Annotated in this window: 13 protein-coding genes; 6 read left to right on the forward strand and 7 right to left on the reverse strand. The window is 66.7% G+C overall.

Translation table 11 applies throughout. The annotated features are described in order from the left end of the window. Positions 1-40 precede the first annotated feature (40 nt). Entirely contained in the window at positions 41-1,522 is a 1,482-nt protein-coding gene (locus tag JQ586_RS18350; protein ID WP_212396005.1) for an aldehyde dehydrogenase, read from the forward strand. A gap of 21 nt (positions 1,523-1,543) precedes the next feature. On the opposite strand, the gene JQ586_RS18355 is transcribed toward JQ586_RS18350, so the two are convergent. Both JQ586_RS18355 and JQ586_RS18360 read right to left on the reverse strand, forming a co-directional pair. After that, on the reverse strand, positions 1,544-2,803 hold the full coding sequence (locus tag JQ586_RS18355) for an arsenic transporter (RefSeq protein ID WP_212396006.1): 1,260 nt from the start codon (positions 2,801-2,803) through the stop codon (positions 1,544-1,546). Continuing rightward, positions 2,803-4,029: an MFS transporter gene (locus JQ586_RS18360; protein ID WP_409410997.1), complete on the reverse strand. Its 1,227-nt coding sequence runs from the start codon at positions 4,027-4,029 to the stop codon at positions 2,803-2,805. The genes JQ586_RS18355 and JQ586_RS18360 overlap by 1 nt, the downstream gene beginning before the upstream one ends. A 535-nt stretch (positions 4,030-4,564) precedes the next feature. Between JQ586_RS18360 and JQ586_RS18365 the strand changes: the two genes are divergently transcribed. From JQ586_RS18365 to JQ586_RS18375, 3 genes are all read left to right on the forward strand, one after another. Further along, positions 4,565-5,302, forward strand: a complete 738-nt coding sequence (locus tag JQ586_RS18365) for an AraC family transcriptional regulator (protein ID WP_212396007.1) — start codon at positions 4,565-4,567, stop codon at positions 5,300-5,302. A gap of 75 nt (positions 5,303-5,377) precedes the next feature. Beyond that, positions 5,378-5,857: an ester cyclase gene (locus tag JQ586_RS18370; RefSeq protein ID WP_212396008.1), complete on the forward strand. Its 480-nt coding sequence runs from the start codon at positions 5,378-5,380 to the stop codon at positions 5,855-5,857. Between the two features lie 25 nt (positions 5,858-5,882). Further along, positions 5,883-6,398, forward strand: coding sequence for a cupin domain-containing protein (locus tag JQ586_RS18375; RefSeq protein WP_249147734.1), 516 nt, complete (start codon positions 5,883-5,885; stop codon positions 6,396-6,398). A gap of 44 nt (positions 6,399-6,442) precedes the next feature. Here the strand turns inward: JQ586_RS18375 and JQ586_RS18380 are convergent, their stop codons facing one another. From JQ586_RS18380 to ftsE, 4 genes are all read right to left on the reverse strand, one after another. Then, positions 6,443-7,210, reverse strand: coding sequence for a 1-acyl-sn-glycerol-3-phosphate acyltransferase (locus JQ586_RS18380; protein WP_212396009.1), 768 nt, complete (start codon positions 7,208-7,210; stop codon positions 6,443-6,445). Positions 7,211-7,357: 147 nt separating this feature from the next. After that, on the reverse strand, positions 7,358-8,062 hold the full coding sequence (locus tag JQ586_RS18385) for a YdcF family protein (RefSeq protein ID WP_212396010.1): 705 nt from the start codon (positions 8,060-8,062) through the stop codon (positions 7,358-7,360). Between the two features lie 186 nt (positions 8,063-8,248). Continuing rightward, positions 8,249-9,220 carry an ABC transporter permease gene (locus JQ586_RS18390; protein ID WP_212396011.1) on the reverse strand — a complete coding sequence of 324 codons (972 nt, stop codon included), beginning with the start codon at positions 9,218-9,220 and terminating at the stop codon, positions 8,249-8,251. Continuing rightward, positions 9,213-9,872, reverse strand: a complete 660-nt coding sequence (gene ftsE / locus JQ586_RS18395) for a cell division ATP-binding protein FtsE (RefSeq protein WP_212396012.1) — start codon at positions 9,870-9,872, stop codon at positions 9,213-9,215. The genes JQ586_RS18390 and ftsE overlap by 8 nt, the downstream gene beginning before the upstream one ends. 170 nt (positions 9,873-10,042) lie before the next feature. On the opposite strand from ftsE, the gene JQ586_RS18400 reads away from it, so the two are divergent. Both JQ586_RS18400 and JQ586_RS18405 read left to right on the forward strand, forming a co-directional pair. Continuing rightward, positions 10,043-10,915, forward strand: a complete 873-nt coding sequence (locus JQ586_RS18400; protein ID WP_212396013.1) for an MJ0042-type zinc finger domain-containing protein — start codon at positions 10,043-10,045, stop codon at positions 10,913-10,915. Positions 10,916-10,948: 33 nt separating this feature from the next. Continuing rightward, the gene (locus tag JQ586_RS18405) at positions 10,949-11,323 is read left to right on the forward strand and encodes a response regulator (RefSeq protein WP_212396014.1); all 375 of its coding nucleotides are present in this window, start codon (positions 10,949-10,951) and stop codon (positions 11,321-11,323) included. Positions 11,324-11,384: 61 nt separating this feature from the next. On the opposite strand, the gene JQ586_RS18410 is transcribed toward JQ586_RS18405, so the two are convergent. Further along, on the reverse strand, positions 11,385-14,006 hold the full coding sequence (locus JQ586_RS18410; protein WP_212396015.1) for a TIGR02302 family protein: 2,622 nt from the start codon (positions 14,004-14,006) through the stop codon (positions 11,385-11,387). Positions 14,007-14,131 lie beyond the last annotated feature (125 nt).

Genomic DNA, 14,131 nt, shown 5'->3' on the forward strand with positions numbered 1-14,131 from the left:
GTCGCGCCGGAACAGAGACGGCGCGCGACGGGAGAACATGATGAAAACCTATCAACTCTACATCAACGGTCAGTATGTCGATCCCGCCAACGGCGAGTGGTTCGACACGATCGATCCCTATCGCGGCGAGGCCTGGGCCAGGATCCCGCGCGGATCGGCCGCCGATGCCGACAAGGCCGTGAAGGCCGCCAACGAGGCGATGTGGCAGGGCCCGTGGGCGAAGATGACGGCGTCGGCCCGCGGCAAGGTGATGCGCAAGCTCGGTGACCTCGTCGCCGCCAACGCCGAGCGGCTCGCCGAGATCGAGGTGCGCGACAACGGCAAGCTGATGGCGGAGATGCTGGGCCAGCTCCGCTACCACTCCGAATGGTGGTGGTACTATGGCGGGCTGGTCGACAAGCTGGAAGGCGGCCTGGTGCCGATCGACAAGCCGGAGACCTTCGCCTACACGACCCATGAGCCGGTCGGCGTGGTCGCGGCGCTCACCGCCTGGAACTCGCCGCTCTTGTTCGTCGCCTGGAAATGCGCCGCCGCGCTCGCCGCCGGCTGCGCGGTCATCGTCAAGCCGTCGGAATTCACCTCGGCCAGCACGCTGGAATTTGCCGCACTCACCAAGGAGGCCGGGATTCCGGACGGCATCTTCAACGTGGTGACGGGATTTGGCCCCGAGGCCGGCAGCGCGCTGATCGCCCATCCCGGCGTCGCCAAGATCACCTTCACCGGATCGGACGCCACTGGAGCGAAGGTCTACGAGACCGCCGCGAAGAGCCTGAAACGCGTGTCGCTCGAGCTCGGCGGCAAGTCCCCCAATATCGTGTTCGAGGATGCCGACCTGACGGCGGCGGCCGCCGGCGCCATCTCCGGCATCTTCGCCGCCACCGGCCAGACCTGCATCGCCGGCTCGCGCCTGCTGGTGCAGAACTCGATCAAGGACAAGTTCGTCGCGCGCGTGCTGGAGCTGGCGCGGACCGCCAGGATCGGCGACCCGATGAAATCGGACACCAATGTCGGGCCGATCACGACGCCCGCGCAGTACAAGAAGGTGCTCGACTATATCGACATCGCCAAGACCGAAGGTGCGCGCTGCCTGCTCGGCGGCAAGCCCGCCTCGGGTGCTGGCATCACCGGCGGCCAGTTCGTCGAGCCGACCATCTTCACCGATGTCGACAACTCGATGCGCATCGCGCGAGAGGAAGTGTTCGGGCCGGTGCTCTCGATCATCGGCTTCGACACCGAGGAGGAGGCCGTCCGCATCGCCAACGACACGATCTACGGCCTCGCCGCCGGGATCTGGACCAAGGACCTCGCCCGCGCGGTCCGCGTGCCGAAGCAGCTGCGCGCCGGCACCGTGTGGGTGAACACCTACCGCGCCATCAGCTACATGATGCCGTTCGGCGGCATGAAGCATTCCGGCGTCGGACGCGAGAGCGGCATCGACGCGGTGCGCGAATATCAGGAAACCAAGAGCGTCTGGATCTCGACCGCGCAGGATGTGCCGGCCAATCCGTTCGTGATGCGCTGAGGAGGCTCAAGCCCCTACCCTTCATGGCGCGACCAGCGAGAGCGCGAGCAGCGACAGCACCAGGGCCGGAGCCATCACGCAGACGCCCAGCCGCAGGAAGCGGAGGGCACTGACGTGCTCGCCTTCCCGGCGCAGCGCGATCAGCCACAGGATCGTTGCGAGCGAGCCCGTGACTGAAAGATTGGGGCCGAGATCGACGCCGATCAGCACCGCGCCGGTGACGTGAGGGGACGACTGCGCGGTGTGCGTGGTCGTCGCCGCGATCAGCCCCATCGGCAAATTGTTGATCAGGTTCGAGACGAGCGCCGTGACGATGCCGGCCCCCCACGCCGTCGCGTGGGGCGAGGCGGCCGTGGCACGCTTCAACGCGTCGGCGAGCGCGGGGAGCACGCCCGTGCGGTTGAGGCCTTCAACCAGGATGAACAGCCCGGCGACGAGAGGCAGGACCGACCACGAAATGTCCCGGACGATCGACGCCGGCGATTTTCGGCCGAGCAGCAGCACGATCGCGGTCACCACGGCGCCGCAGACGAACGTCGGCAGGCCGAGATCCGCGCCGACCGTCGATGCGGCGAGCAGGACCACGGCGGTCGCACCGATGCCGACGCCGACGATCGCGGCGGCTTTCGTCAGGGCGACGGCTTCGTCGCCGCTGCCTTCCACGCCGCCGCGCAACGCGTTGCGCTGGCTGATCCGAAGCAGGATGAAGGTCGCCGCGATCGCCGCCACCGAGGGCAGCAGGAAGTAGTGCAGCCACTCCGGCAGCGTCGGCATCCGCGCGCCGAACAGCACGAGGTTCGCCGGATTCGAGATCGGAAGCACGAAGCTCGCGGCATTGGCGATGAACGCGCAGACGAACAGATACGGCAGCGGCTCGACCTTCGCGGCGCGGGTCGCGGCGTAGACCGCAGGCGTCAGCACGACCGCAGTGGCGTCGTTCGACAGGAAAATCGTCACCAGCGTGCCGACCGCGTAGACGATCGCAAACAGCCGGGATGCCGATTTCCGCGAATGCCTGACGGCCTGCTCCGCGAGCCAGTCGAACAGGCCTTCCTTGCGCGCAACCTCGGCCAGCAGCATCATGCCGATCAGGAAGAAGTAGACGTCGGTGCCCTTTCCCGCGGCCGCCATCGCGTCCCGCCACGGCAGCAGGTCGAACGCGACCAGCAGCACGGCGCCGGTGACGGCCCAGATGAATTCCGGCAGATTCCACGGGCGCGCGATGACGCCGAGGGTCGCGAAGCCCGCGATGCTCCAGGTTGCCGCGTGGTTGCCGAGCATCAGGCGACGCCCGTCACTGTCGCAGCCATCCCCTGATGCGCGCGCTCGGATTTCGCCGCGCAGGCCGGCTTGAGCAAGGGAGCAAAGACGATCCACAACGCGACCGAGATCGCCGCGAACCCGCCGAGGAGGAGGAACATCGGACCATAGCCGAGTTCCTGCGCGATCCAGCCGCCGATCGCCGGACTGAGCGAGGCCCCGATACCCTGGGTGGTCATCACCGCGCCCTGGCCGGCGTTGATCCGTCCCGTGCCATCGAGAATCCGCGCGACGAGGCCCGGTACCGCCACACTTTGCAGGCCGGCACCTACGCCGTCGAGAATTTGAACCGGATAGACGCCCCACCGGTTCACCAGCCACGCCGCGATGATACCCCGGATCGGCAGGGCGACGAACGACACCAGCAGCACCGGCCAGTAGCCGTCCTTCTCAGCCATGCGCATTGCGACGAGCGAAGTCAGGATCATGGTCCCCTGGGCGATCACGATTGTTAGGGCGACGAAGCTCGCCGGATCGGCCTGCTTGTCGGCGACCACGGCGAGACCATAAAGCGGGAGCATTGCGGCGTTGCCTAGATGAAAGAAAAGCAGTGCCGCGGCAAGGACCAATAACGGCTTCGATGCGACCAGGACCTGCAATCCGCTCGCGGGCTTGTCGTCGTTGGTCGCGCGTGCGAGTCCGCGGGCCGCGTCATTGTCGATGGCGTCGCCCGGGATCATGAGCACCGATATGATCGAGAGGACACCGAACAACGCTGCGAGCCAGAACACGGCGTTGAAGCCGTACAGCCAGCCGACCAGACCGGATAGCCCGGCGCCGGCCATGTTGCCGGCGTGGTTGAAGGCCTGGTTGCGGCCGATCTGCCGATTGAAGCCGGCCTGACGCACGATGCCGAGCGTGATGCCCGCGACGGCAGGACCGATCGCGGCGGCGGCGATTGCGGTTGCGACCTGCGAGGCCGCCACGAGCCAGAACTCCTGCGACAGCAGCACGAGTCCCGACGCGACGACGGTGAAAATGCCGGGAACGATGACGAACAGCCTCTTGCTGCGCGTGGCGTCGATCAACGCTCCGGCTGGCGTCGTCATCAACATCCCGGCGATGCCGCCGGCGGTCATCACCGTCCCGATCCAGCCGCTCTGCCAGCCATGCGCGAGCAGGAACACCCCCAGGAAGGGGCCGACGCCGGCCTGCATGTCCGCCATGAAGAAGTTCAGCGCGAGCAGCGGACGAAGCGCCCTGTCTTGATCCGCGTTCGGTGTGGTCACCGATTTGTTGGATGAATTCGACAATCCGTCATCCGATCACTTTCGGCCGACATGCTTGCCGGCCGGTGCCAATCGAATGGAGCCGGTTCTGTTCCGGCTCCAGGCTGTTTTTCTTCGACGTCACGCGAAGCGGTCACCTTGAACCCGGAAGGTTTCTGTTCGCCCTCCAATTCAACGCCGGCTCCGTTCTGTCGCCTGATGAGTCCGGCTCCGTGTCGATCACACGCGAACTCGCCGAACTCCATGCCGGTTCCCTCACCCGTGACCGGTCCCCGCTCGGAGGACTGAGGGCCGCGATACGCCTTCCTTCCGCTGGCTCGGATAGACCACCTTGCCTTCGTCCCGCTGTGACGCCGGAGGCCGACGGTAGAAACCTTGTCGCCGGTATCGGCGCGATCTAGGCTTGTGCCATTGAGGGCTCGCGATGGACATCAAGCGGACATTGCCCGGTTCCCAACTTCGAGGCGTCGTGCGCGCGTTCGAGGAGAGACGCGTGGAGCTGGGACGCGCGGTGCTGGCCTGGCCCGTTGCGGCACGACCGCATCAAATCCTGAACATCCACGTGGCTGAGCCATATCGCGTTCGTATCGACGATGGTCAGGCGAAGCCGACGCCGGACATGAGCGTGATCGGACCGCAAACCTATCGTCGGGCGCATGTTTTCCTGTCGGGCTCGATCCATGTTTTCAACATTCTGTTTCAACCGACCGGTTTGAACCGATTGGTCGGAATCAACATGACGTCCCTTGTCAACCAGGACCCGGCGGCCTCGGATGTTCTTGGCAGATCCGCCACGGTTCTTGGCGACGTCGTCCGCATGGCACCGGACTTCGACCTGCGCGTCGCGGCTGTCGAACGCTGGATCGAGGCCAAGCTCGAAAGCCGCGGTCCGGACTGCACGATCGGACTCGCGTCACGCCGGATGATCGCCGTCCAGGGCCGCGCGCGGATCGAGCGGCTCGTTGCAAGATCCGGTTTCAGCACCAGTCAATTCCAGCGTCGTTTTGCGGCGCAGGTTGGAATGACACCGAAATTGTTCGCACGCACGATCCGGTTCGACAGGGCATTGGTCGCCCATCGCGACGCTCCGGACCGGCCCTGGACCGAGATCGTTCACGAACTCGGCTACTTCGATCAGGCCCATTTCATCCGCGAATGCCACGTCTTTGCCGGCCTGCCGCCAGGCCGCCTCGTCGGCGACTGGGAGAACATTTTTTTCCCCGGGGGATGACCAAAATCTACAAGCGCTTCTGCCGGGTGTCCCGCAAGGTCCGCCCGAACCGGGAGGCCCGACGCGGTGACATGGATGACGCGACGCGAACTCGGCCTCATCACAGCCGGCATCATCGTCGCCGGCCCGGAAGCCGGAGCGATGAACATGCCGACGAACCTGGAACGCTTCAAAGCCATCGTCGAGCGCGGCTTTTCCCGGGGAGACCTCGCCGTCGCGGACGAGGTTTGCGCCGAGACGCTGATCGAACACGAATATCTGTCGAAAACCGATATCCCCGGCCCGCAGATCCTGAAGGCACAGATCGAGGATGCGAGGCACAGCATCAAGGACCTGAAGCTCAGCATAGAGGCGGTCGTGGAAGCCGGCGATACGGTGTGGGCGCGCAGCAAGGCAACGGGCGTCGATCCGCGCTCGGGCAAGCCAGTGGCCATCGATGTCATCGACATCTGCCGCTTTGCCGACGGCAAGCTCGTCGAGCACTGGGGCGTGCCCGACCGGTTTGCGCTTCTTCACCAGGTCGGAGCGCTGCCGCGCCCGCCCGAACGAACCTGACGCACACGGTGTGAGGGAGGGCAACATGGCATCGCCCCGGGTTCTTGGCCCGCATGATGGTCACCTCGCAATTCTCGGCGGCACGAGCGCCCGGCTCATGATCGAGGGAGACGATGCCGGCCAACGCATCGCCCTGGTCGAACATCCGATGCAGCCGCGCGCCCTCGCAGCGCCCATGCATCGGCATCATCGCGAAGACGAGTACAGCTTCGTCCTCGAGGGCAAGATCGGGGCGCTGCTCGGCGATTCCGTCGTGATCGGCAATCCGGGAGACCTGCTCTTCAAGCCGCGCGAGCAATGGCACACGTTCTGGAACGCCGGGGACACACCAGCCCGGATACTGGAAATCATATCGCCTGCGGGGTTCGAGAACTATTTCCGTGAGCTGGGATCAGCGTTGATCGACGGTCCCCCCGATCCGCAGCGGCTCGCGGCGCTCTGCGCGCGCTATGAGCTCGACATGGACATGAGCAGCGTCCCCGGTCTCATCCAGCGCTTCGGGGTTCGCTTTCCAGGAACGCCGGCGGCCGCACCGCGCTGATTTGGCATTCTCGAGGGAGAGATGAGGTCGTCCGCCAATGCGCCTCACCCCTTCGCAGCACTCGGCACGCCGCCGAACAATTGCGCCTGCTCGGCGCGGGCGGCCTCGACGATGCGGCCGGTCGCGGTTTCGATCGCCTCGCGCAGGCGGTTGAGGAACTCTTCGCGCGGCAATCCCGGCGGCAGCGGATCGAGGAATTCGACCACCAGCGTCCCCGGATAGCGCATGAAGGTGCGGCGCGGCCAGAACAGCCCGGAATTGAGCGCGATCGGCAGGCACGGCACGGCACTCTCGACATAGATCTGGGCGACGCCGGCCTTGTAGTTCGGCGGCGCGCCTGGCGCCGTGCGGGTGCCCTCGGGGAAGATCACGAGCTGGCGGCCGAGCTTCACTTCGGCTGCCGCCTGCTTCAGCGTCTTCAAGAGCGAGCGCGGCCCGCCACCACGGTCGACCGAGATCATGCCGACCTTCTTGAGATACCAGCCGAACACCGGGATCATCATCAGCTCGCGCTTGAGGATGAACAGCGGATGGTCGAAGAACCGCACCAGCGCAAACGTCTCCCAGAACGACTGGTGCTTCGAGGCGACGACCAGCGGGCCCTTCGGAATCTTCTCGATGCCGCGGAATTCGATCCGGATGTTGCAGATCACGCGCATCAGAAACAGGCTGATGTTCGCCCACGCCGCCTCCAGCGCCATCAGCGCCCCCCGCGGCAGCAGCAGCGTCGGAATCGCAATGATGCACAGCACCACCAGCACGAGGTAGAACAGCACGTTGAAGACGAGCGAGCGCAGGAAGATCGAAGTCATTCTCAACACTATCCCCTGCACTGTCATCCCGGGGCGCGAAGCGAACCCGGATTCTCGAGGTTCCGCGATACACAATTTTGTAACGTCGGTCTTGTCTATCTTAGGTCTGGCGCTGCGCACCATCCCGCAATGACGGTGCCTGCAATTTCAATTCGCCAGCGCCGTTGCCGGGCGGCGCTGCCCTGGCTCGCCGAGATCGGGGGCCAGATCGAGGCCGGCATCGGCCAGCCGCACCCGCACCTCCGCGGCGACGTATTTGGCGTATTCCGATAGCAAGAGACGGACGGTCGCGCCACTCGTCCACCAGGGTTCGTCGCGCCATTTGTCGCCCACCACGGCGAAGGGGATCAGGGTCACATCGGGCATCGCATGCGACAGTTCCACGATCGCCCGCGGCATGTGGTAGTTGGACGTTACCACGATCAGCGACTTGAAGCCGCGCTCACGCACCCAGCGCCGGGTCTCCGCCGCGTTGCTGCGGGTGTTGACCGCGGAGTGGTCGAGATCGACGCAGCAGCGCATCAGCGGCTGGCTGTCCGGCACCGAGCGGGAGATGTCGTTGGCGTCGTTGGTCGGATGCACGCCCGAGATCAGCAACCGCTTGCCGTAGCCGGCGGCCAGCAGCTCCATCGCATCCGACACCCGCGACGAGCCGCCGGTCAGCACCACGATGCCGTCGGCATTGTGCGGCGGTTCGGCCTCCACCCCGCGGAGCTGCGACAGGAAACCGACGAAGCCGACCGCCGCCGCCACGAAGCAGAGCGCAAACGATGCCACGATGGCCGCACGCAACCAGCCTCGCGTGCGCGCGGCACGGACGTTCGGCGACGTATCGTCGAGCTGCAAACCCATGTGATGCGGTAGTTCCTCTCCCCCGGGGCCGATTTTAAGGCATGATCCGGAAAAGTGTGAAGCGGTTTTTCCGAAAAGATCATGCTCAAACAAGGAGCTGAAGCGCGATGACTGTTCGTCCGACCGCGCTTTGGCGCGAATTCATGCGAAGTGGAGTCCGGCTTTGCCGCAGGCCTTGGCGCGGCGTCACTCGATGTCATCGAGGGTCGCGAACAGGGTGCGCCGCGACGCCCATGCCGTGATCGCCGCGATCAGCACCGCCTGCGCGGCCAGCGCGAGATAACCCGATGGCCGCAACGAGAAGGTGCCGAGCAGGGCCGCGAACTGGTCGCCGACCGGCGTGCCGGCGAACCAGTTGGCGATCGATTCGGAGAAGCCGAACATCAGCATCGCCGCACCGCCGCCGATCAGGCCGCCCTCGAGCCCTAGCCGGAGGAAATGCCGCAGGAAACGGTTGGCGATGTAGCTGTCGCCGGCACCGACGAAATGCAGCACCTCGACGATCGGCCGGTTGGCCGCCATCGCGCCGCGGGTGGCGAACGACACCGAGATGATGGTGGCGATGATGACGAGGATCAGGATGCCGACTCCTGCGAACACCGTGGCGCCGGTCATCGAGCGCATGCGCTCGATCCAGGCGCGGTGATCGTCGACGCTGGCGGTCGGCGCCGCCTGCGTCACCCGCGCGCGCAGGCCGGCAAGATCGAGCGTCGTGCCGGGCTGCAGCCGCGCCACGATGACGCGCGGCACCGGCAGGTCGTCGATCGAGAGCCCGCTGCCGAGCCACGGCTCCAGCAGCTTGCCCGACTCCTCCTTGCTGAACGGGCGAACCTCGAGGATTCCCGGCTGCGCGCGCATCGCATCCGCCGCCGCCTGTGAGTCGCGGTCGAGGTCGCGCCCGGGCGAGGGCCGCACCTGGATGGTGATCTCGCTCGAGACTTCCGATTGCCATTCGGCAGCGGACGCACTGACCAGCAGCACCGTGCCCGTCGTCATCGAGGCGAGGAAGGTCATGATCGCAACGACCGCGACCAGCGCGCGGCCCGAGATCGAGGCGCGCGGCACGATCGGCGACATGTTGCGCGCCATGGCCGGGAGCTGCGGACGCTCGCGCCCGAGATCCACCAATGAGACCTGCTCGTCGCCGCTCCTATTCATAGATGTGCAGCCGTCCCTGGTGCAGCACCAGCCGCCGCGCCTCGTACTGGTCCATCAGGGTGATGTCGTGGGTTGCGATGATGACGGCGGTGCCTGACTTGTTGAGTTCGATGAACAGCCGCAGCAAGCGCCGTCCGAGCGTCGGGTCGACGCTGCCGGTCGGCTCGTCCGCGAGCAGCAGCTGCGGCCGCGAGATCACCGCGCGGGCGATCGCGGCGCGTTGCTTCTCGCCGCCCGACAGGATCGGGGGCAGCGCGTCCATGCGCTCGCCGAGGCCGACCCATTTCAGAAGGTCGATCACCTCGCGGCGGTAGCTCGATTCGTCGCGGCCCATGACGCGAAACGGCAGCGCGACGTTCTCATAGGTCGTCATGTGGTCGAGCAGGCGGAAATCCTGCAGCACGATGCCGATGCGCTTGCGCAGGTCGGCGATCTGGTCCTTGTTGAGCAGCGAGATGTCGTGGCCGAACAGGTTGACCAGCCCGCGGGTCGGCCGCAGCGACAGGAACAACAGCCGCAGCAGCGAGGTCTTCCCCGCCCCCGACGGTCCGGTAAGGAACTGGAACGAGTGCGCGGGGATCATGAAGGACAGGTCGCGCAAAATCTCCGGGCCGAGCCCGTAGCGCAAACCGACATTTTCGAACCGAACCAAGAGCTAGCTCCGTTCGAGAGGGGGGACAGCCTGGAACCCGGCGGAGACGGCCCGCCGACCGGCCGACCGGCCGCGAACCGCACGAAAGCGTTGTGCTTCGGTTATGGTTTCCGATTCGTTAACGGTCGGTCTGTAGCATCCGGGCAAAGACACAGTGGAGATTGGGCTCCATGCACATCGTTTGCCCTCATTGTACAACATCCTACGCCATCAATCCGGCCACTCTGGGCGAGTCCGGGCGGACGGTACGCTGTTCCCGCTGCAAGGAGGTCTGGCTGGCCCGGCCGGAGGACGCCGTCGAGGCCAATATGACCGCGATGGCGGCCGCCAGCCATTCCGGCGGTTCCGACGTCGCCGCCGAATGGGAGGCGATGGCTCGCGATGAGAACGCCGGGACCCCTGTGGTCGACAGTCCCTCGATCTCGACCGACTGGCCTGGCGAGAGCAGCGGCGCTGCTGCCGACTGGCCGGCGGTGGCCCAGGAGGACGCCGAGGCCCATGCCGACCCCGGCATGGCCGAGCCGAAGCGCCGCCTGCGCCTGCCCGGGATGCCCCGCCTGTTCCGCCTGCCGTCACTGCCCCGGATTCGCTTCATGCCTGTCATCGGCGCGCTGCCGACGACCTGCGCGGCGATGGGCGCGCTGATCGTGGCTCTCCTGGTCTGGCGCAACGATGTGGTGCGCCTGCTGCCGCAGACCGCGTTGTTCTACAAGGTGATCGGGATCGACGTGAACCTGCGCGGCCTCGCCTTCAAGGATCTCAAGATCGCCAGCGAGACCGTCGACGGCAAGCCGGTGCTGGTTATCGAAGGCACGATCGTCGGCCAGACCCGCAAGCGGGTCGAGCTGCCGCGGCTGCGCTTCGCCGTCCGCGATGCGCAGGGCGCGGAAATCTACGCCTGGAACGCGGTGCTGGAGCAGGCCGTGCTCAATCCCGGCGAAGCCGCCTTCTTCAAGTCGCGCCTCGCCTCACCGCCGCCCGAGGGCCGCAACATCGACATACGCTTCTTCAACAAGCACGATATCGCCGGCGGCCATGCCTGAGCCGCGTCCTGGTCCCGGAACCGACCGATCACCATGCCGCGTGTCCTGATCGCCGACGACGAAGACTCCATGCGCACGCTGGTGGCGCGGGCCATCGCCATGGACGGCCACGAGATCGTGACCGCGCAGGACGGCGCCGAAGCGCTCGAGATCCTCGCCAGCAGCGAGGGCACGTTCGACCTGCTGCTGACCGACATCATGATGCCGGTGATGGACGGCATCGCTCTGGCGCTGACCGCGGCGCGCGATTTCCCTGAGCTGAAGATCCTGCTGATGACCGGCTTCGCCGACCAGCGCGAGCGCGCCTCCGGCCTCGATGCCATCGTGCATGATGTGGTGACGAAGCCGTTCTCGGTGGCGGATATCCGCACCGCGGTGGCGGATGCGCTGGCGGCGAGCAAGATGTAGCGGCCAACGGACGTTCGCCGCGACCTCTCCTCCGTCATGGCGCTCGCAATGCCGCCCGCGGCTAATAATCCTTCAGCAGCCGCTCGATGTAGTCGAGCTCGATCTGCGGCCGTGACGGGTCGGCGAGGCGGCGGCGCAGCTCCTCGAGGATGCGGCGAACGCGCTGCACGTCGATCTCGCCGGGGATCTTCACGGTGTAGTCGTCACCAAACTCGCGGCCGTGCAACGGCCTGCCGAGCGGATCGGTCTGGTTACCGCCACTCTGCTGGCGGCCGACGCGGTTGCCGGGGCCGTCGCCCTGCTGGTCGCCATCGCCCTGCTGCATGGCCTCGGCAAGGCTCTGCTGGCCCTTGCGCAGCGCGTCGAGCGCACGGCCCTGCGAATCCACCGCACCGTCGGCATTGCCCTCGCCGAGCCGGCCGGAGGCATCGCCCATCGCCGAATCCGCCTGATCGAGCCCATCGCCGTCATCGCCCTGGTCGGCTTGTTCGCCCTGCTCGCCTTGTTGTCCCTGTTGACCCTGCTGCCCTTTTTGGCCCTTCTGGCCTCGCTGCTCCGGTCCCATGCCGCGCTTGGCGAGTTCGTCCTGCAGCTTCTTCAGGCGGTCACGCAGCGCCTGCTGGTCCTGCTGCAGGTCGGACATCGACTGGTCGCCCTGCTTGCCGCGCATCCGGTCACGCCGGGAATCCTGGCCCTGCTTGAAGGTCTTGTCGCGCAGCTGCTGCTGCTTGCGGATCATGTCGCCGAGCTCGTTGAGCGCCTGCTCCATGTCGTTGTCGCCCTGCTGGGGCTGCGCCATCTGCAGATTCTCCAGCATCTCCTGGAGCTGTTCGAGCAGCTGCTTGGCGGCGTCCTTGTCGCCGGAGCGCGACAGCCGCTCCAGGCGGTCGAGCATGTTCTTCAGGTCGTTCTGGCTCAGCATCTTGGTGTTGGGATCGAGCGGCCGCGTCAATTGCTGCGGATTGTTGCGGAACTGCTCGGCGAGCTGGCGCATGAAATTGTCGAGCGCGGAGCGCAGATTGTCGGTGAGCTTCTTGATCTCCTCGTCGGTCGCGCCGCGCTCCAGCGCCTGCTTCAGCGCGTCCTGCGCCGCGCGCAGCGCCTTGTCGACGTCGGTGATGTTGCCGTCCTCGATGGTGACGGCAAGCGCCCACAGGCTGGCGACCACCGCGCGGAGCTGGTCGTCGGTGCGTGCCGCCTCGAGCTCGCGGCTGACATTGTAGAGGCCGAGATAGTGGCCGGTCTCCGGCGTGAACAGCTCGGGCGCGATCATCAGCGCATCGAGCGCGGCGAACACCTGCCCGTTCTGGTTGGCGTCGAGCGCGAGGATCCGGCGCTGCTCGATCAGCGCGCGCGCCAGGGGCTTGGTGAACAGACGCTCGGGCAGCCGCATGTTGAACGGCTCGCTCTTGCCCTCGTTGCCGGCTTCGTCCTTCGCCGTCAGCGTCAATGTCACGTCGGCGCCGGCGTAGGGGTCCTCGCTGAGATCCTTCACGGTCTGGCCGACGCCGTTTCGCGTGCGGGCGTTCGGCAGCGCCAGCGTGAATTGCGGCGGATCGAACAGCGGGCGCGGCTCGGCGATCTTCTCGGCGGTCTTTGCCGGATCCTTCGAGGCCTCGCCGGGGCGGAGCGCGAACTGCGCGCGGGCTTCGGTGACGCCGTAATCGTCCTCGAGCTTGTAGGCCAGTTGCAGCGCACCGCGCGCCTGCCGCTCCGGATCCTTGGCGAGCGCGATGGTCGGCGGACGGTCCGGTGTCGCGGAGAACGTCCACAGCGGCTGACCGGCCGGGGCGCGGACATGCGCGGTGCCGTCACCCGCGATCTTGAAATGACGCTCGCTGGTGCCCTGGGGCGCCTGCCCGTCGGCGGCGACCTCGTTCACGCCGCCACCGACCACGACGTCGATGGCACCGCCAGAGGAGCGCACCAGCAGCGTGCTGCCCGCCGGCACCGCAAGCGGGCCATGGTCGGCCGCGGCGGCGTCCTTGTTGGCGTTCGACAGGATGATCGGCGGCTTGGCGGTGTAGTTCGGCGGCGTCACCCAGGCGTCGACCCTGATATTGGCCGGCGCCATGATGCCGTTCCAGTCGAAGGCCGAGGCGATGCGCAGGCCGCGCTCATCGCCGGCCGCCACATAGGTCGCGACCAGCATCACGATGACGAGCGCGCGCAGTGCCCAGGGATCATGCAGCGAGACCCGCGGTGACGGCAGCCCGGCCCGAATCCGCTTGATCGAAGCCAGCGTGCGCTCGCGCTGCGCCTGCCACAGCGCCCGCGCAAACGGATCCTGCGAGGTCAGCGTGTCGGACAGCGTCGTCGCGGGGCGGTGGCGAATGCCGGCGCCGCGGTCGAGCCGGTTCAGCCCCTCCTCGCGGGTCGGCCAGCGGAAGCGGGCCATCGGCACCAGCGCCGCGAGCGCGGCAAGGGCAAACAGGGCGATGCCGGCGACGCGCGCGGCAAACGGCAGCACCAGCCAGAGCCCGGCCCATGACACCACCAGGAACAGACCGGCGACCGTGAGCAGGCGCGCCAGATGCGGCCAGGATCGCTCCCACGCAATCGCAAATTTTGCCCGTTGCAGAGCCTCTGTCAGTTTCAGCCGCGCGATCGCGTCGCTCTCGCGCACGACACGAGACGGGCCTGCCCGTGACGGGTCTGACGGGTCGATATTGGCGCCGCTCAATAAAATCTCCGGGTTGCCGGCAGGCCAGCCTAGCACAACGGCGCCATTGAGGCACCCGTTCCGGGGCTTAACCCACACCGGGAAATACGCATAACACGAAGGCGTGACTGCGGCGGTCCGTCCCC

This window comes from Bradyrhizobium jicamae (assembly GCF_018130215.1).
Classification (GTDB): domain Bacteria; phylum Pseudomonadota; class Alphaproteobacteria; order Rhizobiales; family Xanthobacteraceae; genus Bradyrhizobium; species Bradyrhizobium jicamae_A.